The sequence below is a fragment of the Weissella kandleri genome (assembly GCF_045504165.1).
Taxonomy (GTDB): Bacteria; Bacillota; Bacilli; order Lactobacillales; family Lactobacillaceae; genus Weissella; species Weissella kandleri_A.
The window spans coordinates 14,900-34,883 of sequence record NZ_JBJJNY010000004.1; the positions used below are offsets into that span (position 1 = coordinate 14,900).

The 19,984-nt window shown below is 40.3% G+C and carries 23 protein-coding genes and 1 tRNA gene; 3 read left to right on the top strand and 21 right to left on the bottom strand.

Annotated elements, in window-relative coordinates; genetic code table 11:
• Positions 1–4 precede the first annotated feature (4 nt).
• From ACJQWY_RS03080 to ACJQWY_RS03110, 7 genes are all read right to left on the bottom strand, one after another.
• On the bottom strand, positions 5–1,183 hold the full coding sequence (locus tag ACJQWY_RS03080; RefSeq protein ID WP_407076291.1) for a DUF998 domain-containing protein: 1,179 nt from the start codon (positions 1,181–1,183) through the stop codon (positions 5–7).
• A gap of 195 nt (positions 1,184–1,378) precedes the next feature.
• On the bottom strand, positions 1,379–1,990 hold the full coding sequence (gene rpsD / locus ACJQWY_RS03085; RefSeq protein ID WP_407076292.1) for a 30S ribosomal protein S4: 612 nt from the start codon (positions 1,988–1,990) through the stop codon (positions 1,379–1,381).
• 219 nt (positions 1,991–2,209) lie between these two features.
• Entirely contained in the window at positions 2,210–2,902 is a 693-nt protein-coding gene (locus tag ACJQWY_RS03090) for a GntR family transcriptional regulator (protein WP_407076293.1), read from the bottom strand.
• A gap of 11 nt (positions 2,903–2,913) precedes the next feature.
• Complete coding sequence (gene nagA, locus ACJQWY_RS03095; RefSeq protein ID WP_407076294.1) at positions 2,914–4,089, bottom strand: N-acetylglucosamine-6-phosphate deacetylase; 1,176 nt, start codon at positions 4,087–4,089, stop codon at positions 2,914–2,916.
• Positions 4,090–4,178: 89 nt separating this feature from the next.
• A complete protein-coding gene (gene ispE, locus ACJQWY_RS03100; RefSeq protein WP_407076295.1) occupies positions 4,179–5,036 on the bottom strand; it encodes a 4-(cytidine 5'-diphospho)-2-C-methyl-D-erythritol kinase in 858 nt (285 codons plus the stop codon).
• Between the two features lie 118 nt (positions 5,037–5,154).
• On the bottom strand, positions 5,155–5,715 hold the full coding sequence (locus ACJQWY_RS03105) for an XRE family transcriptional regulator (protein ID WP_407076296.1): 561 nt from the start codon (positions 5,713–5,715) through the stop codon (positions 5,155–5,157).
• 200 nt (positions 5,716–5,915) lie between these two features.
• Positions 5,916–7,262 (bottom strand): ATP-binding cassette domain-containing protein, encoded by a 1,347-nt coding sequence (locus tag ACJQWY_RS03110; protein ID WP_407076297.1) that lies wholly within the window; start codon positions 7,260–7,262, stop codon positions 5,916–5,918.
• A gap of 294 nt (positions 7,263–7,556) precedes the next feature.
• On the opposite strand from ACJQWY_RS03110, the gene ACJQWY_RS03115 reads away from it, so the two are divergent.
• A tRNA-Arg gene (locus tag ACJQWY_RS03115) sits at positions 7,557–7,628 on the top strand.
• A gap of 274 nt (positions 7,629–7,902) precedes the next feature.
• Here ACJQWY_RS03115 and ACJQWY_RS03120 read toward each other — a convergent pair.
• From ACJQWY_RS03120 to ACJQWY_RS03140, 5 genes are all read right to left on the bottom strand, one after another.
• A complete protein-coding gene (locus tag ACJQWY_RS03120; protein ID WP_407076298.1) occupies positions 7,903–8,037 on the bottom strand; it encodes a hypothetical protein in 135 nt (44 codons plus the stop codon).
• Between the two features lie 382 nt (positions 8,038–8,419).
• On the bottom strand, positions 8,420–8,857 hold the full coding sequence (locus ACJQWY_RS03125; protein ID WP_407076299.1) for a GNAT family N-acetyltransferase: 438 nt from the start codon (positions 8,855–8,857) through the stop codon (positions 8,420–8,422).
• 60 nt (positions 8,858–8,917) lie between these two features.
• Positions 8,918–9,073, bottom strand: coding sequence for a hypothetical protein (locus ACJQWY_RS03130; protein WP_407076300.1), 156 nt, complete (start codon positions 9,071–9,073; stop codon positions 8,918–8,920).
• A gap of 295 nt (positions 9,074–9,368) precedes the next feature.
• On the bottom strand, positions 9,369–10,100 hold the full coding sequence (locus ACJQWY_RS03135) for a 3-oxoacyl-ACP reductase (protein WP_407076301.1): 732 nt from the start codon (positions 10,098–10,100) through the stop codon (positions 9,369–9,371).
• 9 nt (positions 10,101–10,109) lie between these two features.
• Positions 10,110–10,601 (bottom strand): QueT transporter family protein, encoded by a 492-nt coding sequence (locus ACJQWY_RS03140; RefSeq protein ID WP_407076302.1) that lies wholly within the window; start codon positions 10,599–10,601, stop codon positions 10,110–10,112.
• 218 nt (positions 10,602–10,819) lie between these two features.
• Between ACJQWY_RS03140 and ACJQWY_RS03145 the strand changes: the two genes are divergently transcribed.
• Positions 10,820–11,728 (top strand): DMT family transporter, encoded by a 909-nt coding sequence (locus ACJQWY_RS03145; RefSeq protein WP_407076303.1) that lies wholly within the window; start codon positions 10,820–10,822, stop codon positions 11,726–11,728.
• Between the two features lie 83 nt (positions 11,729–11,811).
• Here the strand turns inward: ACJQWY_RS03145 and ACJQWY_RS03150 are convergent, their stop codons facing one another.
• From ACJQWY_RS03150 to miaA, 6 genes are all read right to left on the bottom strand, one after another.
• The gene (locus ACJQWY_RS03150) at positions 11,812–12,315 is read right to left on the bottom strand and encodes a dUTPase (RefSeq protein ID WP_407076304.1); all 504 of its coding nucleotides are present in this window, start codon (positions 12,313–12,315) and stop codon (positions 11,812–11,814) included.
• Entirely contained in the window at positions 12,315–13,295 is a 981-nt protein-coding gene (locus ACJQWY_RS03155; RefSeq protein WP_407076305.1) for a hypothetical protein, read from the bottom strand. The genes ACJQWY_RS03150 and ACJQWY_RS03155 overlap by 1 nt, the downstream gene beginning before the upstream one ends.
• Positions 13,288–14,181 (bottom strand): hypothetical protein, encoded by an 894-nt coding sequence (locus tag ACJQWY_RS03160; RefSeq protein WP_407076306.1) that lies wholly within the window; start codon positions 14,179–14,181, stop codon positions 13,288–13,290. Before ACJQWY_RS03160 ends, ACJQWY_RS03155 begins: the two co-directional genes overlap by 8 nt.
• A gap of 203 nt (positions 14,182–14,384) precedes the next feature.
• The gene (gene glnA / locus ACJQWY_RS03165) at positions 14,385–15,731 is read right to left on the bottom strand and encodes a type I glutamate--ammonia ligase (protein WP_407076307.1); all 1,347 of its coding nucleotides are present in this window, start codon (positions 15,729–15,731) and stop codon (positions 14,385–14,387) included.
• A gap of 19 nt (positions 15,732–15,750) precedes the next feature.
• Positions 15,751–16,086, bottom strand: a complete 336-nt coding sequence (locus tag ACJQWY_RS03170) for a MerR family transcriptional regulator (protein ID WP_407076308.1) — start codon at positions 16,084–16,086, stop codon at positions 15,751–15,753.
• A gap of 100 nt (positions 16,087–16,186) precedes the next feature.
• Entirely contained in the window at positions 16,187–17,110 is a 924-nt protein-coding gene (gene miaA, locus ACJQWY_RS03175; protein WP_407076309.1) for a tRNA (adenosine(37)-N6)-dimethylallyltransferase MiaA, read from the bottom strand.
• A 78-nt stretch (positions 17,111–17,188) separates the two neighbouring features.
• Between miaA and ACJQWY_RS03180 the strand changes: the two genes are divergently transcribed.
• Positions 17,189–17,368: a DUF3042 family protein gene (locus ACJQWY_RS03180; protein ID WP_407076310.1), complete on the top strand. Its 180-nt coding sequence runs from the start codon at positions 17,189–17,191 to the stop codon at positions 17,366–17,368.
• Between the two features lie 107 nt (positions 17,369–17,475).
• Here ACJQWY_RS03180 and ACJQWY_RS03185 read toward each other — a convergent pair whose 3' ends face one another.
• The 3 genes from ACJQWY_RS03185 to ACJQWY_RS03195 all read right to left on the bottom strand — a co-directional run bounded on the left by ACJQWY_RS03185 (position 17,476) and on the right by ACJQWY_RS03195 (position 19,958).
• On the bottom strand, positions 17,476–17,856 hold the full coding sequence (locus ACJQWY_RS03185) for a rhodanese-like domain-containing protein (RefSeq protein WP_407076311.1): 381 nt from the start codon (positions 17,854–17,856) through the stop codon (positions 17,476–17,478).
• A 68-nt stretch (positions 17,857–17,924) separates the two neighbouring features.
• Complete coding sequence (locus ACJQWY_RS03190) at positions 17,925–18,443, bottom strand: NUDIX domain-containing protein (protein ID WP_407076312.1); 519 nt, start codon at positions 18,441–18,443, stop codon at positions 17,925–17,927.
• A 162-nt stretch (positions 18,444–18,605) separates the two neighbouring features.
• Positions 18,606–19,958 (bottom strand): CAP domain-containing protein, encoded by a 1,353-nt coding sequence (locus ACJQWY_RS03195; protein ID WP_407076313.1) that lies wholly within the window; start codon positions 19,956–19,958, stop codon positions 18,606–18,608.
• Positions 19,959–19,984 lie beyond the last annotated feature (26 nt).

A 19,984-nucleotide genomic window follows, 5' to 3' on the forward strand; every position in this document is an offset into this window, starting at 1 on the left:
AGTGTTATTCTTTAATTTCGTCTGGTTCCTCATTCGTTTCGACCGTCACTTTAAATACATCTGTGGTCGATGCTAATCCTCGTAAAATTTGTAATAACAAAATCAACCAGGTAAAAGCAAAACCAAATGCAATCATTTCAAACGCCGTCAAGGAAAGATAGTGTAATTGTGAAAATAAAATATCAGAAACCACAAGCCCCCCCGCCAAGGCATAAGAAACGATCAAAAATTCCCAACTAGCTTTGGGTAACAGCCATCGAACGGCTGCAATCATTACTAAGACCAATGAAACCAAACACTGGGCAATATCATCATGAATCCGATGGAATAAGCCCGGATTATTCGGAAATAGCCCAATCGCGCCCACCGCAATCGCCGTAAGCGAGAAGAGTACTCTTAAAATAAATAAACGCCAATCCCCATGAATTGTGGCATTTAATGTGGAAAATAAATAATCTAAAATCGTCAATAAAATTAACGCCGAAAAAATCAGCGTAAAATTAAAAATCCAACCATTTCCCACATTGTTGGTTCCTAAATAGCTAAAGTTATGTTGCCACCAACCAGCTGAACCGTTCGTAGCCATCGACATCACGACCCCCCCAAATAAGGTCGCAATCAAAATCGAAATAATTCGTTCAAATTGAACTCGCTGGCCCGCAACCACCATCGCATAGCTCATGATTCCCACAAAGCTACCGATAATGATGCTCATAGTATAAATATCAAGGCAAGCACCCGCAAACGCTGATGAAATTAACCGCATCATTAGCGCTAAAATCACATACCCAATCAAGCCATAAGCAATTGTTAGCGTAATCAGATTAATCCAACGACGCATCCCGCCGCGTAATTCTTTCCGTTGCTGAAACAAAGTTACCATAAAGCCTATGACCCCAAAAAAAGTTCCCAAATAAATGGTAATTTGCGTTAACGAATTTGCTCCTGTTAATCCCACCACTTTAGTATGTTGAAATAAAAAATTACCTAAGGCGATTAGTACCGCTAACCCACCAGTAATCATTGCATACCTAAACGCAAATTTTTCATTCTTTTTTTCATGTACAGAATCATTTTTAATCACATATTGATTATTCACATTTTGAATTTCCAGCTGACTATTTTGAGCTAGTCCCAAGTCATTAAATAACTCTTCTGGAATATCCACTACCCTTTTTACCATCTTCCATTCCCCAATTATTTAGGCACACTGCCGATGATTTGATTATTAAATACATCTAACGACCGTCACCACATAAATTTTTAAATGCTCACACATGATTTTTCAAATTAACTTAGAATCCGTGTACTTGGCAAACCACAAAAAAACCAGCACAAACACGTACTGGCTTTTGACATCGCAAATTGTGATAAAAAATTATCCCAACTTGTTGTAGTATTCAACGATAAGAGCTTCGTTAAAGTCACCGTCTAACTCTTCGCGCTCAGGCAAACGAGTCAAGGTTCCTGTCAAAGTGTCCTTGTTAAAGTCCACAAATGGCAAGTGACCAAATTGTGATTCAACGGCGGCCAAGATGTATTCGTTCTTTTGTGACTTCTCACGAACAGAAATTTCTTGTCCAACCTTCACCTCATATGAAGGAATATCAACACGCTTACCATCAACCAAGATGTGACCATGGTTAACTAATTGACGAGCTTGTTGACGTGTAGTTGCCAATCCCATCCGGTAAACGATGTTGTCCAAACGAGTTTCCAACAAGATCAAGAAGTTAACACCGTGCGTACCTTGGCGAATCTTACCCGCTTTGTTGAACAAGTTGTGGAATTGACGTTCTGTCAAACCGTAAGTGAAACGCACCTTTTGCTTTTCGCGCAATTGTGTTCCATAATCTGAAAGCTTTGAGCGACGACCATTTCCATGATCACCAGGGGCGTAGTTACGGCGAGCAATTTCTTTACCAGTTCCTGACAAAGAAACACCCAAACGACGTGAGATACGGTACTTAGGACCAGTATAACGTGACATAATGTATGTCCTCCAGAATTTTTATTTGGTTGAATTCTAGAGAATTATCTCATATTCGTGCAATTCATCCTAACTTTCGCCGCTGCAGCGCGGTTACTAGCGAGGCCTCGCCATCGACTGAAACGAGGACGACAAATTGTTGACGAGCTTACGGATAATCCGCTGCAGTTTTCAACACTTCTCAAATCATAACAACAATTAACAACTTTGTAAAGAATTTTATAATCGAATTTCGTAGCGACTTCCAGCATACTGCGTGCGCACAAACTCAAACGGCCGATTTTGATTATCAATGGTGATTTGCGATAAGACTAATACCGGCTCCCCAGCTCGCAAATCCAATAATCGACCGACCTCTTCGTTGGCAACCCCTGCCGTTACAACACGCTGAGCTTCGCCAATCACTAACCCATTGTTCAACAGTGCTTGATACAACGAGTCTGTAATGGTTGCCTTATCGAGCCCTTTTAAACGACTTTGTGGCACCGTGGCAACTTCAAACGCAATCGGTTCCGCATCACCATACCGCACTCGCTGCATTCTTAAAATATCCGTATCACTCGTAATTTGTAGCGCCTCAGCCTCTTGGGGTGTTGGCTGACCCAACTTATAACTAATCACCCGTGATGATGCTTTCTTACCAGATAACTTCATCGTCTCCGTAAATGACGACGCACTGTCCAAATTTTCTTGTACCCGTGTCGTTGCTACAAACGTTCCTGAACCAACCCGCCGTTCCAAATATCCTTCGTCCACTAATAAACGAATTGCTTGGCGAAGCGTCATCCGTGATACATCAAATTGCAAGGATAGCTCACGTTCAGCTGGAATTCGTTCACCAGCTGTCCACCGACCGGCTTCGATAGCTTCCTTAATTTCATCATGTATTTGAATGTAGATTGGCTCAGTCATATCAATGTCCTTTACTTTTTAATTACCGCATCCGCTGGTGTAAAATTACGGCCCATACTGTAAGTGGCTTCTAGTTCTGTTAATTGTGCATCAAAGAGATTAAAATCAGCATCTTTACCGACTTCTAGCGTTCCCTTGCGATCAAGCAGACCAAATTCAGTCGCTTGATTAACTGAAGCCATATGCACAGCCTCTTCTACCGTTGCACCAGTAAAATGCATCATGTTCAAGAAGGCGTGCTTAAATTGCAAAACTGAACCCGCTAACGTTCCATCTTCCAAACGGGCTTTTCCATCTTTAACCCAAACTTTTTGCCCACCTAATTCTGAAACACCCTCGCCAAGTCCCTTGGCCCGCATTGAATCAGTAATCAAATCAATCTTTTGCGCTCCCTTTAACTTAAATGCTAAGTTTACCATATCAGGTACGATATGGAAGCCGTCAACAATCATTTCAGCATACATATCTTGATCTAACATCGCATGTCCAGTTACACCTGGATCACGATGTTTCATAGGCCGTTGGGCATTATACAAATGAGTCACATGCTTGACTTTCGAATTAGTTTGTAAGAATTCACGCGTTGCATCGGAGTGCCCAACTGATCCAATAATATTATTCTCAATTAAATAATTTTCGAATTCAGGTAAGTTTTCAGCTCGTTCGGGTGCATATGTAATCAACCGCACTCGTCCACCTGAGAGCGCATTCCATTTTTCAACCAATTCAACACTTGGTGCAATAATATATTCTTCCGGTTGTGCTCCCTTATAATGAGGGTTCACAAATGGACCTTCTAGATGCACCCCCATAATGGCTGGCTCTTTTTCAGCCGCCACATTCACGGCTTTCATTGCTTGTGAAATATTCTCGACACTTTGCGTCATAGTTGTTGGAAAAACGGAGGTAATGCCTTCAGTTATCTCATCTTGAACCATTTGCACAATTTCATCAGCGTCCCCATCCATCGTGTCAAACCCATAGGCTCCATGCGTATGTACATCAATAAATCCAGGTACCATGACTGAACCCTTGGCATCCACAACCTCATCAGTCGCTTGCTCTTCATATTGATCCATGGCTCCTAATTGTTCAATCGTTTGATTAAAACGAATAAAGCCATTCTCAACCACTGACCACGCTCCAGTCCCGGTATAAATTTTTGCGTTAATAACTACTTTACTCATAACATATTCCTCCAAATTGGATAATAATGGTCTATACCATTCATTTCTATTATAGGCCTTTTTGGTAAAAATGTATGCGCTTTTTTGAATTACTTTGCCAGACCAACCAGATAGGTTTCACTCACAAACCCCTTAATCCCATTATAAATATGTTTTGCTCGACTTGCTTTTTGAGTAACCCCAAAAACGGTCGGCCCAGTCCCTGACATTTGCGCGCCATCAGCGCCAAATTGTAACATTTTATTTTTGATTCTTAAAATGGCTGGAAATTGCCGTGCAGTGACTGGTTCCAAGACATTATACATTGACTGGACTAAGCCTCTGTAATCGCCTGCCTGTGTCGCTTGCATCACTTTATCCATTTCGCCATGTTGTAAGGTTTTATAATCCACCACCCGGAGTAATTTCGGAGTTGAAACGCTGATATTGGGCTTTGCGATTACAAAATGCAGGGCTGGCATTTTTTGCTTCAAAGGGATAACCTGCTCACCGCGCCCCATCACCCGCGCTGGGCGTGAATAGATGCAAAAGGGCGCATCGGCATCAATCGTCAAAGCTAGTTCTGCCAAATATGCTTCGGAATAATTTAAATTCCAGATGCGATTTAACGCCCGCATCACAGCTGCAGCATCCGCTGAGCCACCGCCCAGACCGGCCGCAATCGGAATTCTTTTTTGAATATGGATTTCAACACCCTCAGTTTGCTCAGCGCATTTTTGCATCATTTGCGCCGCCTGATAAGCCAAATTTCTTTCATTGACTGGTAAAAGCCCTGATGTCGATTCGACAATGATTTTTCTATGCTGGGACGTTGTTTTCACCGTCACCGTATCGGCTAGATCAATCGCCACCATCAGCATATCCCATTCTTGTTGCCCATTGGAATGGATAAACGGCGTATCTAACGTTAAATTTAATTTCGCATACGCCTGTTCCAAGACTTCCATGAAGTGCGACTCCTTTCTATAAGTTAGTTTGTTTACATTATATCAAATTAACTTATGCACTCAAGCAAAAGCGCGCGTCGCCACAAGCTTTACCACCTAGCCGATCTTTACCAAGCGCTTAAATCACGGTACGATTCACCAATTCTTCAAAATAAACCAATTGATCGGTCACATCAACCACTAAATTATCCCGCTTAAATAAGATTAAACGCCACTCTGAAACATGATTATGATCTCGCTCGTTAATAAAATTATTCATGCTACCATCATGATTTAACAAAATATAACCTGCAAACTGTTCTAAAATGGCTGATAAATCGGTGAATTTCTGCGTTATCTGCCCAGTTCCTGGTTCATATAATGCAACACAAAAATCACCTAATTCCGCCCGGGTATTTTCAAAATACCATTTAAAGGCTACTAAATCATTCATTGTGAGCCCTACATTCATTAAATAATCCACACTTAAGCGAAAATGAATAGGCTCAACTTGCTGTTCATCAATTGCAATAACATGAAATTGCTGCGCATAGTATTCGGCTAAAATTTGCCACGTTAAAGGATTGGCCGCCTTCCCTGCTTCTAGCGCTTGTAGTTCTTCAACGTCCCAGCCCAAATCTTCACTAACTTGCTTCAAACTTAATTGAAAAAATTCCCGTACAACTTGCAAATTATTCATTAAATTGCCTCCATTAACGTTTCTCTCATTATTTTTTTAATTATATAACAACACAAGCTTGTAAAAAAGCAACCATCAATAGAATTCGATGTTTTTAAACGAAAACATTGTAGTACTGCATATACATAGATTTTTCTAATCCAGCCATTAAAAAAATCGCCTTAATTAAAAAATTAAGGCGAGCCCATCATTTATGCTATTTAAATAGAAGTCTCCAGGGTTAATTGTCCCGGTTCCATTTCCCATAATTGCCAATTTTGATTCATAGATAAATGTTGCAAAAAAGCTTGATCGTGTGTCACTAAGGTGATTGCACCTGCATAATTTTCCAGAAAATCTTGCAATGCTAGCAAAGCCGGCCCATCCAAATAATTAGTAGGTTCATCTAAAACCAACCAATTCGCTTGCGTTAATAAAGCAGCCACTAAGCTCACGCGAACTCGCTCACCGCCACTCATTTGACCAACTGTTTGTTGCACTTGTTCACGGCGCAAACCAAACGCCCCCAAGAAATCACGGGCGACTTGCTCAGATTCCATGGAATGCTCCAAAACATTCTGCAAAGCAGTCTGCTTTAAATTTAAATTGTTCAGACGTTGATCAAAATAACCGACCTGGGTGTGGGGATGCTGCTGTGCGGCTGTCATTAACAACTGTAACAACGTCGTCTTGCCAACCCCATTGGCGCCCGTCAACATCAATTTATCACGACCTTGAATCGTCATATTAACTTCAGCTATCAATTGTTTGCCATCTGGGGCGAATAATGGTGTTTGCGTCACACGCGTCATAACTTGAGTCGGCCGTGTTTGCTGTTGCATTTGTAACTTCAATGGTTTTGCTTGCTTAGGCCGTTCAGTTTTGCGCACCGTGGAAGCCTTTTGCCGTAGTACTCGTGCGTTCCCCGTTAATTGTGCCTGGACCGTGTCACCTTTTAAAGTATTATTATTGCGCTTCACACGATCACCCGCCTGCACCAATTTCTGTGCCTCAAACTGCAATTTCTTTTGCTGACGCCGCTCTTCACCTGCTTTTTTCAGTTGCTTGGCTTGTTGAACTGCACGCTGTTCTTTATACGTAGCAAAATCAATTTTTTGCGCGCACACTTGACCATTTTCAAACGACCATAATTGGTCTGCCACTTGCTGCAAAAAGTCTTCATCGTGCGAAACCACTAATGCAATTCCTTTAAAACGCCGTAAAATTTGAATTAATTTTTGTTGATGTTTAAAATCCAAATTAGCGGTCGGTTCATCCAACAACAATACGTCCGGTCGATCAATTAAAACCTGTTGTAAACGGGTTTGCATTGCTTGCCCGCCGCTCATATCTTGATAATCACTGTCTAATTGTTGCACATAACCAATTCGTCCTTCCACGATTACTTCCGGTTGTTGTGCAGCTTGAATCTTTTGCAAAAGTGTTGTTTTTCCAGCGCCATTTGGTCCAATAATTCCAACCACTTCGCCCGCTTGAGCTTTCAGTAAATCAGCCGTAAATAACTGCCCTTGTGCATTATTTTGCACTAACTTATTAATTTTTATCATTTAAAAACCACCATCCTCAAAAAAGCCGAGACTGGTGGTTTATTAGCAAACAAAATTCGATTATAAATACGAAATCAAAAAGCTGCCAAACTAACCAGTCTCAAAAATACAGTTCACCTTAAGCCATCTTAAAGTGTTCTATTTTCCTCAAGTCTGATTAGTTGCGCATTGGCCAATTACCCCGTGTTTTTTAATTTCTTAAGATATTAATATCTTATCAAGGCCCAATTTATCTGTCAAATTATTTTTTTATTTGTATTTTTAGACTTTTATTTGTACAATATACTAAGTAATGCCCCTGTAGCATAATGGATAGTGCAAAGGAGTTCTAACCCTGGGATGGGGGTTCGATTCCCTCCAGGGGCATATGTATATTTTTTCAAAACCCTGCTATATCAGCGTAATCGTTGATATGACAGGGTTTTAATATGTTATTTATTACGATAATTCGCCGTTATTTCCCGTTAAAAACCAACAAAAACCACACCATTTGCTACAAATTACTACAATTCTAATTTATCAACAACGTTGACATACCGCTATTTGAATCATTATTTACTCATTACTGTTCGTTTGCTGTACAAAACAAAAAAGCCTACCAACTAGAAATCTAGTCAGTAGGCTTTTTATTTATTCTATTTTAGTGATTAATTACAGCATCAGCGTCAAACCAAGTTCCCCCGTATGCGTTATTCCAAACAATAAATACCCCATTGCTCTCTGCATCGTATTGATCGATAGTTCCGTAGTTATATCCATCATCAAGCCTGACCATGGCCTAGTTAAACGCTTTTGACCTTCATTTAAATTTTCTGCTTTAAGTCAATAGATTTTTCTAGAATCTTTCTTTTTACATCTTATTTTTTACCCAATTTCATGACATATGACAGAACCAAATATACATAATAGCAGCGCCTAACTCTTTAGTTAGACGCTATATCTTAAATATTTTCATCAAGTATTATAGCTTACCTAATATCTTCCAAAGAGTTTCCATCTCCAAAGTTAAATTTAACTGAACCATGCACATTTCAATTCACATCACAGCCACGTAAAACAAGAATATAACTGCTCCAAGCAAAAACATTTTCATTACCTTCATCTACATATAATTTTAAATAAAATGTTCCAATTCTACAAAAACCGCCTGACATCTATCAGACGTTCCTATACTTTAAATGTAAAATTGGATACGGTTTATCAAATCCATCTTTTTCACTTCTTGAATCTATCTCAAATCCCTGCTTCAAATAAAATTTCAATGCATTTTCATTTTGCTCATTAACATCAATACTGCTAATATTTCTATTCATTTTCAGCCAATCTATAATTTGAGTTCCATAATGATTGCCAATAAATTGCGGGTCCAAAAATAGCATTACTAACTCTTGTTTATCTACACCACTAAATCCAATCAACGTTTCATTTTCGTACCATAACATCAATTCAATTTTTTCAAAAAAATTAGGAATAACATTTTGATATAAATCTTTATCCTTCTTTGATAAAAAATGATGAGTCGCCTTAACTGACTGATTCCATATATCAACCACATTTGTATAATCAACTTTTTCAGCTATTCTATTAGTTAACATACCTCACCTCTAAAAACAAATTATAACAAAAAAGCAACAACCTAAGTTGTTGCTTATATATTAATCTTTGTTAAACATTCCTTTGATTTTATCAACAGCGCCATCAATATTATCTTTATTGTCTTCAATAAAGTCCTCGGCCTTGTCCTTCAAATCATCAACGTTAACGTCATGTAAAGCATCTTGTGCTCTATCCTTAATATCATCAAAATTCATAATGCATAACCTCCTTATACATGATTAGGTCGACATACCCAATGATATTATAACAAAAATTTAAATCCCTGAGCCATTACTTTAAATTATAATCTTTAAGCTGTACACCTTACAGCTTGAATCCTCGCATTTTTCATAATCAAAAGGGGACTCGACTCGGTAAAGACATTCTGGCACCTTCGAACTTTACCTATTCCACCACGCCTATAATACCTCCCAACATTGATACTATCGACGTGCGCGATAGAAATTCCATTCTTAAACGCCATTTACCAAAGTTGGTTTAATTTTCAACCTATTGAATCGTCCAACCACCATCAATCACTAATAATTGACCTTGAACGTACCGTGCTTCCGGACTAGTCAAATAAACCGTCGCGTCCGCTACCTCTTGAGCTGAAGCCCATCTTTTTGCAGGAGTCTGCTCAGCCACAGATTTTCCCATTTCACCATCCCCGTCAAAATCAGCTTGATTCATCGGCGTTTTAATAGCACCAGGAGCAATAGCATTAATATGAATTTGCGCCGGGGCGTAATCTAAAGCCAACTGCTTCATCCACCCCAGTAATCCATGTTTAGCCATCGTATAGGCAGCACCACCGCCGCCGGCAATTTGACTGGCAATCGAAGCCATATAAACAATCGTTCCATGACGGCGTTGCACCATACTAGGCAAAAGCGCTAAAGTTAGTTGAACGGATGCCATTAGATCAACTTGCATCAAGTGTTGAATCGTTAAATAATCGGTCGCCAAAGCGGGTTGATAAGCATCTAAAATTCCAGCAGTACTTAAAAATACATCAATTTGGGATAAATCTATCTGTTCAAGAAAATTCGTAATCGCGTCGGTATCTGATAAATCAACTTTATAAGTTGTCAAACACGGATGTTCTAGTGGAACTGTCTGTTGATCTAAAGCCCAAACGGTCGCCCCCATCTCTAAATATGTTTTTACTTGCGCCAATCCAATCCCGGATGCGCCACCCGTAATAAAAACAGTTTGTCCCGTATAATCTTGTGATATCATCCTAATTCCTTATTTTGTTAAATCAATTCGTTTACTTAAGAGCCCAATTAAAATTGCTCCTAAAACCAATGAGGCTAGTTCACCTAACATCAACCAACCATAACTCAGCCAAAATGGTAATTTAAACACTACGACTTGTTCTAAAGCTACAGTCCACATCATCACCGTATCAACAACGGTACTAATAACTAACTTCACCCAAACTTTATCAACGTGCTGCGTCAACCAATATGAAATACTAGTCATCACTAACGTTCCCAAGGTCCCAAAAGCAATATCGATGACCCCCAGTGGCGAAGCTAAATTAGCAATCAAGACACCTAAACTTAAAGCCCAAATGTAACGTTTGTTAAAAACGGCTAAATGATTTAAACCTTCTGACAACCGTAATTGAAATTGGCCATATGCAAAGGGGGCCACTAACCACGTTACAACAACGTACAAAGCTGCCACCATACTAATTAAGGTCAGTTCATAAACTGACCGCTGTTTTATCTCCATTTGATTCACTCCTAGTTTTTTAATTCTAAAATAGTTCCCTATTTTAGGTGTGGGATGGTTTCGAACCACTAGCGTTTATCATAACACAATCAACTCCTGCGCATCAAAGAAGCCCTAGCATTATTAACAAAATTACCTAAGATATTATCATACCGCCGTAATTTAAAATAACTAGGAGATTTGTTACAATGAAACCATAGAACCTTAAGGAGGAGTACATGTCTAAACATCAAAAAGGCTTACTGTTAGCGATGGCCGGTCCCGTGTTTTGGGGGCTCAATAGTATCGCTGTTAAAATTTTATTGGAACTCGGCATTAATTCAGAGTGGTTTGCAACTTTCAGACTGCTAACTGCCGGGGTTCTCATTCTTATTTTCGCTTATTTCACTGAAGGATCAGCCATTTTTAAACCTTTCCACCACCGGCAATCCCTGATTCAATTACTTGTCTTTTCCATTGTGGGGATGCTTTCAATTCAATACGCTTATATTATGGCGATTCATTTTGGAAATGCAGCCACCGCAACGGTCTTGCAGTTTACTAATCCCATTATGATTGTCATCTTCTTAGCTCTCGCCCATCGACGCTGGCCTCGACATCAAGACGTCATTTCAATCTTTATGGCCGTGATTGGAACCTTTTTATTAGCTACTCACGGCCATATTGGCGAGCTAGCGATGTCAAACTTAGCATTAGCCTGGGGACTTATCACTGCCGTCGCCACCGTTTTTTATACCTTATTACCGCAAAAGCTGATTGATGAATTCGGCGCCGTTTCAATATCAGGCTGGGCGATGTTCATTGCGGGGATTTTTGCCAACTTTATTCATCCTGCTTGGCAAAACGTACCAACTTTTACCCCTAAGATTTCTAGTCTATTGATTTTTTCAATTGTCTTAGGAACAGCTTTTGCTTATATGATTTTCATCCAGAGCCTCGCTTGGATTTCTCCTACTACGGCCAGCACGTTAGGCGCCATCGAGCCGCTCATTGCCACAATATTAACTGTAGTGCTCTTCCATGTTGATTTCGGTTGGATTGACTTCTTAGGTGCACTATTGATTATTAGTACCGTCTTTATCCAAGCCTTAAAGCCAAAAAATCAACTCGAAAATAAGTTTACGTAATTTCAAAAAAGACCTAACCAGGTTCCTGTCTGCAGGAAATGCTTGGTTAGGCCTTTTTAGTGCTTTTAAAGTTGTTGCTTAGATTAAGCTTCGTGTAATTGACGCTCCACCGCTTGATTAATTTCTACATCCGTCAACTTCAATTCAAAAAGCCCAAGCTTCAAATATGAGCGCCATGCATGGGCAAAATCGCTTTGACGACGCTGATGATAACTATTTAAAAGCATCGTCAATTCGCCCATGATTTGATGTTGAAGACGGTGCTGGGGAAATTTACCCAATTTTTCCAAATCCGCTGGTTCAAGGACCATCAAATGCGTCCATTGTTGTTTCAAACTAATCATTAAAAATTGAATTAAGCCCTGCCCATAAATATCAACCACCGCGGCTGACTGTGATGTCAGTAGCTTAGGTACATCCGGATTCAATGTATCGGTCGCTTGCATGAGCTCGCCTAAAGTTTGCACCAAATTTAAATAATCATTCAATAATAAATCATCCCGTTTTAATGGTCGTTCCCATTGATTGGCAACCTCCAAAAAATTGGTCCGTGATAACCTTAAATATCTTGCAAAATCAAGTTCCATCAGCCTTCCTCACGGGGGTGTAATACTTCCACCTGAACCTTTGGCATTGGGCGTAATCCATCTTCAAAAACACCTGACTGTGACGCCACTTCAATCGTTCGCCGTTCCTTCAAATACCAAGTTCCAATGAAATCATAATCCAATAAGATATCCATCCATGAATAGGCATCATGCCCATCCAAAACCTTGAAATGCCACTCCTGACCACCAATAGCCCGTGGATTATCATCAAAGAAAATTTGTACCTCAACATTATGATCTAACAGCATTGCTGCTCCATTCTCAACAGCTTGCAAAAAATAATTGGATTCAGCTGAGAGAACAAACAAACGATCTAACATCCCCGCCGGCATTTCAGTCTGCACTAAGTTATATTGATAATCATCAGCTGTTTCCAACACATTATAATCAACTTGATAGTTAAAAGCCGCTTCCATATAACGACCAAAACTCCGTAAGACATCGGCGACAGTCCGAATATTATCTGCGGTATCTTTAGCTCGGTAATTTGATACTAATAAACTCGTTAATGCATGTGAATTAAAGAAGAGTTCTTTACGCTCTAATGACCAATAAAATAATTTTTCTTGGGTACCCATTTCTACAAAGTAAACGCCACCTGCACTCGCCTGATTTTCCACAAATTGAAAAGCCCCTGGCGCTTGTAATTGTTCAAACACCATGGTTAACTCTTCGCGATCTTCCGGAGTTAGAATCGTATAATTTTTTACCCCCGCAAAACTCAAAAAGCGATGCATCGCCAGCAAATACCAATCTTTCCACTGGTACTGACGGGGCACAATCGCCCATTTAGTATCTAAATGGTAGCTCGTCAACGTCTGCAAAACTTGGTGTACAATTTGTGCATCATTATTATGAATTAGCTCATCCACCGCAGCAATACTCTTATTAACGGCCGCAATGTCTACTTTCAATAAATCAGAATAGGCAGTTAGATGTCCTTGAATTCGATCAGTCATGAAGGTTACCCTCCTTTTTCGTTAATGCTACCTCCGGCAATTGGCTGACATAATCATGGTAGAGATTTTGAACAGCTACCTTAAAGGCTTCAAAGTCACCAAATTCATCATTAATGGCCCGTTGTTCATAGATTAAAATCGTATCTTCTTTTGAATAATCGAGAATAATTGCATTATTTTCCGCAATCAACTTTGGGACTTCCAGAGATTTTTCGTCGATTGAACGAAGATTAGCTAATTCTTTTTTCACCGCTTCACGCCGCGCTTTGGTTTCTTGTGATTCAAACATCCCCGCTTTTTCACCTAGACGTTCTAACTCCGCAGATAATTGTTGATATTGTTCATCACGTTCCTTTTGCGTATCAACAATCTTTTGCAATTCTTCATTGGAACGGGTTGTGTCTTCAATCACATCTGTGTGATAGCGCCGTCCACTTTCAGATAATTCAACCGCTCGGCTCAATTTATCATATTCTTCTTCATCAAAAATGAAATTAACGGTCAATGGATCTAACAGCCCAAAGCGCCGCCGGTCCCACCAATTTCCAAAGTACAATTGATACACCCCGTGGGCCTCTTCTTCATAATAAAAGAACGGAAATTTCTCGGACAAATATTCAATTAAGCGTTGTGCTAAATGGTGTGATAAATCTTCCATCAAATTATCAACCATTCGAAAATCCATCTGATTATCTTCAGCTTCGGCAAGATTCATTACAGCTGTTTGGTATTCTTGGTTATTAATCAATTGATATAATACGCGATCATTATCTGTGTCAATCGCCTGTTTAACGTCATTAATATATTGTAATTTTGCATCTAGCGTTTGCTTTAAGTGTTGCTTATCATTGGGAAACTTAGTTTTTAAATACGGTGTCTGTTCCATCACAAACCTCCTGTGTGCTTTATTAACAATTTATAGTTTAATTTTACACTTTTCCAACTCACTTAGCACCAATTAGCCACGAGGTTATCGTTTTCTTAATTCTCAGAAATTTATGGGCAAGCGCTCAGCAGCAAGTAAATCGTAAAGCTCACTGAATATTAAAAAAGCACCTTGATTAAGAAGGTGCCAAATTATCGAACAATTTAATATTGTTGCAAGTAAGTATCTAATTCCCACTGAGACACATTTTGCCGATATGAACGATATTCAACCCGCTTAGCTGCCACAAACGTTTCATACAAATGTTTTCCTAACGCATCTCGCATTAACTGATCAGCTTCCAAATTATCCAAGGCTGCCAACAAAGTATCCGGTAAGTCCGTAATCCCAGCTCTTTTCCGTTCCGCTTCATCCATCAAATAAATATTGCGGTCAACAGCATGATTCGGCGTTAATTTGCGTTGAATTCCATCTAAGCCCGCCGCTAAAATCATGGTAAAGGCAGTATATGGATTTGCCGTTGGGTCAACTGACCGCAACTCCAGACGCGTTGAATTACCCCGCGCTGCTGGTACCCGCACCATTGGTGAACGGTTCGAAGCAGACCAAGCTACATAGACTGGAGCTTCAAACCCAGGGGTCAAACGCTTATAAGAATTCACAGTTGGATTAGTCACTGCCGTAAAGGCCGCTGCATGCTCCAAAATTCCACCTAAGAAATGATAAGCTGTTTGTGACAATTGCACCTCATCATTTTCATCAAAGAAAACATTCCCATCCGTATTAAATAATGACATGTTAACATGCATTCCATTACCATTAATGCCTGTTAATGGCTTCGGCAAAAATGTGGCATACAAGCCATGCTTACGCGCAATCGTTTTAACAATTAACTTGAATGTCTGAATGTTATCCGCCGCCTCCAACGCATCGGCATATTTAAAGTCCACCTCATGTTGGCCAGGTGCAACTTCATGATGAGCCGCTTCGACTTCAAAACCCATTTTTTCCATTTCCAAAACAATTTCCCGCCGCGTATTTTCCCCCAAATCCAAAGGTGCTAGATCAAAATAGCCCCCTTGGTCATTCAATTCCATCGTCGGTTTACCGTTCTCATCCATCTTCAACAAGAAAAATTCTGGTTCGGTTCCTAAATTAAAGGCTTTAAATCCCTGAGCTTCCATCTTACGTAACCAAACTTTTAAATTACTCCGTGGGTCTCCTGCAAAAGGCTTCCGATCGACCGTGTATACATCAGCAATAAAGCGAGCTACTTTTCCACTATGTTCATCGGCGGACCAGGGGAAAATCATAAAAGTAGACAAATCAGGATATAAATACATATCAGATTCTTCAATTCGTACGAATCCTTCAATAGAAGATCCATCAAACATTAAATTATTGGCTAAAACTTTTTCTAATTGTGAAGTTGGTACTTCAACGTTTTTTATTACGCCAAAAACATCCGAAAATTGTAAACGAATAAATTGCACATTTTCTTTTTGAATAATTTCTCGAATTTCACTCTTTTGATAATTTTTGTGACCCATTTTGTCCCCCATCTGATTCCTAGCGTTTCATGCGTCCAATTTGCATGAATTCATTTTCCAAAGACTTCCGCACAACTTTTTGGCTCACGTCTTGCTGAGGCTTTTGTTGCTGTCTGACTTCGACTTCTGCAATCTCGGCGAAACTATACCCCATATCTAAATAATCCGCAATTTCTAAAATTCGCGTAATATGCTTCAAAGAATAACGGCGCTGATTCCCAGAACCACGTTTGGGCTGCACTAATCCTTGCTGTTCATAATATCGAATTTGACGCGCACTCAACCCCGTTAATTGGCAAGCTGCCCCAATCGTTAAAATTGCTAAATCACTCTTTAAGCCGTGTACTTGATGCATGCGTTTGCCTCCTTAGGGAGTATTATAAACAATAATTGGACCTATCGTTGCGGATATGTTAACTTTCCTCACATCGAAACTATTTTTAGCAAAAATCAATTTAAGCTTGGATAAATTCTGTAACATCTCGATTAAGCCGTTGTTGATCATTTGAATTCAAAACTAAGTCGTACCATTGAATCCCTTTTAATTGATGTTTAAACCAGGTAATTTGCCGTTTCGCATAACGGCGAGAAGCCTGCTGCAATCGTTGTTCCCCCGTCAATAATGCCTCCTCACCGCGCAAATAAGGAAATAATTCCTTATAGCCAATCGCTTGTTTGGCCGTAGCTGCAGCGGGTAACTGCTGGACTAACTGTGCTTCTGCTAACAAACCTGTTTGCAACATACTCGTTACCCGTTGATTGATTCGTTCATACAACACTGGACGCTCAGTATTTAAACCAATAATCAACGCATCATAAATTCGATGTGCTGGTAGCTCTTGTTCAGAAAATGGCTTACCAACTGCTTGGGTCATTAACAGCGCCCGAATCAACCGCCGAATTTGACCGGGAACAATCCGCTCCGCACTCACGGGATCAACTTGACGCAAAGCCGCTCTCAATGGCGCTTCACCTTCCAAAGCAACCCGTTGCCGCCAAGCTTGTTCAGCCGCTGCATCCAACGGCTGAGACTCATCCACTAAAGTTCGATCGCCCAGCAGCGCTTGAATATAAAAACCCGTCCCACCTACCACAATTGGAATCTTTCCCCGATTAGCAATTTTTTGAATCACTTGTCGCGCTTGCTGTACGAATTCTGCCACTGAATAATTTACATCTAAATCGACAATATCGAGCATATGATGAGGCGCTTTTGCCTGTTCAGCCGGCGTGGCTTTAGCCGTTCCAATATCTAATCCTCGATAAATTTGCATAGAATCCCCGGAAATAATTTCACCATGATACCGCGCAGCTAAATCTAAAGAAAGAGCGGTTTTCCCCACTGCGGTTGGGCCCACGATTACAATAATTTTTTGCATTTTTTCCATGTCCTTGTCTGAATATTTATTAATAACTATGATAAAATAATAATATCAATTAAAAAAGAGGTAATTCTAATGAAAAAATTTAATATGGGCGTTATGACTGGTATCGCTGGCACATTAGTTAGCTTGCTCGGCGCTGCTAAAGTCTATCACAAAGTAGCCATTGAACCAATTGAAGAAGAAGAAGCTAAGTTTGAAGCAACAGAGTTACGGAGTGCCCGTAAAGCTGGTAATTCACATACCCCTCGTTAAAAGTTAAATTCAAAAAGGACCTAGTTCATTAAAGCGAACTAAGTCCTTTTATTTTCATCGAAAGCATCAAACCCAATACATACTTCCAGATATTTGATATGTCAATATTACTTCGTCCGTCCAGTATATTTAGCCATACCACCTTTTAAAACATAAATATCTTGATATCCTTGCTTTTTGAGCTTGCGCACAATTTTTTCAGCGCCTTGATTATCTTGGTCCACCAAATAAACCGGCTTGTCTTGGCGAACTGCTGTATTATTTTGCAACAAAAATTGCAAGGGAATATTGCGCGCCCCTAAGACATGCTTGAATTTAAAATCAGCAGCGTCGCGTAAATCAATAATTTGGCCATTATGACTATCCTTTTCAAACGCATCACTTTCTAGTAAAGTAGCATTCCGCTTCAAAGACCACTGCGTCCAAGCGCGTAAACCAAATGTAATTAATAAATAAATTACTAAAATTGCTATTAACGTATACCACATACAATTGTGTCCCCTAAATTATTAATAAATTTCCACTTAACATTTTAGCATAAATTTACCAACAACTCCTAATTGATTCGATTCGCGCGCGTTAAAAGTTGAGGTTCTTTCGTTAATTGATATTTTTGATACACCTCAAACACCGCTGCTCCGAAATCAGTCAATTGTAGCTGCGTAATTTCAGCTGGTGTGACCCAGCGTTTACCGTCGATTTCACTCTCATCAATTTCAGCTTGCTCACTTTCTAATTGATTGCTCCAAAAAACATTAGTAAACAACTGGGTCGTATCCCCATTAGGATACTTAGCTCGATAATAGGGGCCTGAAACTGACCCAATCATCTTAACCGCTTCTGGTTTAATCACCACTCCAGCTTCTTCAAATGCCTCACGTACGGCATTTTCAACCCAGGGCAATTCAGGTTCCACATAACCACCTGGAAAAGCCCACGCATCAAAATCACGGTTATAAACCAGCATCAATTTACCTGCATTTTCAATAATCATATCAACTGTGGGCATCACTAACGTAAAATCATGACCAATTTTTTCGCGAATTTTCGCAACATATGAATCTTTGTATGGCATTTTATTTCCCCCATCTGTACATCATTGTCTTAAAAAATTTTATTAATCAAGTTCATCGCAAATATTTTCTAAGTCAATATTTCAAAAATCAATCATCATTTTTAAAACTTTTTTCAAAAAAGACCGAAGCGGCAAAAATCCGCTATCGGTCATATTTTTATATTAACGCGCTTCCCCAACGAAAGTTGCCGTATTAGCATCATAGCCGAATCCGACGTATCGAATAGAAGGGTTCAAAAGCCAATTACGGTGGCCGGGGGCCCCAATCATATTGGTTTCATTGTACCAAGCGCTGATTACACCAGCTCCTGAACCAAATTGAATAGCTACCACTTCATACCCATAAGTTTGTGAGAAGTGGGCTGAATCAAGACCACCAGCTAACATGGCAGCCCGCATTGAGGCAGTCGCAGCCAACCCGCCATCATATGACACTGGAGCTAAACCATAACTAGCCCGCAAAGAATTCATCGCGTTCATTGCATCAGCGTAACTGCCTGCCGTAGCAGTACTATTACCGGCATTATTATTTGAAGCTTGATTGTTGTTAGCAGCAGGGGTATTTTCGGCCGGTGCAGCAGCTTCAGGGCGACCGTTGTTAACCCAGTTGTTATACTCATCAACACTCATGAAGCCATCACCATTGGCATCAGCATTCGCATTGTATTGTAGGTCAGCGATATTTGTCCCATCGACCGCCACCTTATTATTGGTTGCTGGAGTCTCTGTGGTTGCTACATCTGATGCTGGTGCAACAGCTTCAGGGCGACCGTTGTTAACCCAGTTGTTATACTCATCAACACTCTTTAAGCCATCACCATTGGCATCAGCATTCGCATGGTATTGTAGGTCAGCGATATTTGTCCCATCGACCGCCACATTATTATTGGTTGCTGGAGTCTCTGTGGTTGCTACATCTGATGCTGGTGCAGCAGCGTCAGGGCGACCGTTGTTAACCCAGTAGTTATACTCGTCCTCACTCATGAAGCTATCACCGTCAGTATCGGCATTCGCCTTGTATTGTAGGTCAGCGATATTTGTCCCATCGACCGCCACATTATTATTGGTTGCTGGTGTCTCTGTGGTTGCTACATCTGATGCTGGTGCAGCGGCTTCAGGGCGACCGTTGTTAACCCAGTTGTTATACTCGTCAACACTCATGAAGCTATCACCGTCAGTATCGGCATTCGCATTGTATTGTAGGTCAGCGATATTTGTCCCATCGACCGCCACAGTATTATTAGTTGCTGGAGTCTCTGTGGTTGCGGCATCTGAGGTTGGTGCAGCAGCCTCTGGGCGACCGTTGTTAACCCAGTTGTTATACTCGTCAACACTCCTGAAGCTATCACCGTCAGTATCGGCATTCGCCTTGTATTGTAGGTCAGCGATATTTGTCCCATCGACCGCCACATTATTATTAGTTGCTGGAGTCTCTGTGGTTGCGGCATCTGATGTTGGTGCAGCAGCCTCCGGGCGACCGTTGTTGACCCAGTTGTTATACTCGTCATAGCTCATAAAGCCATCGCCGTCAGTATCGGCAT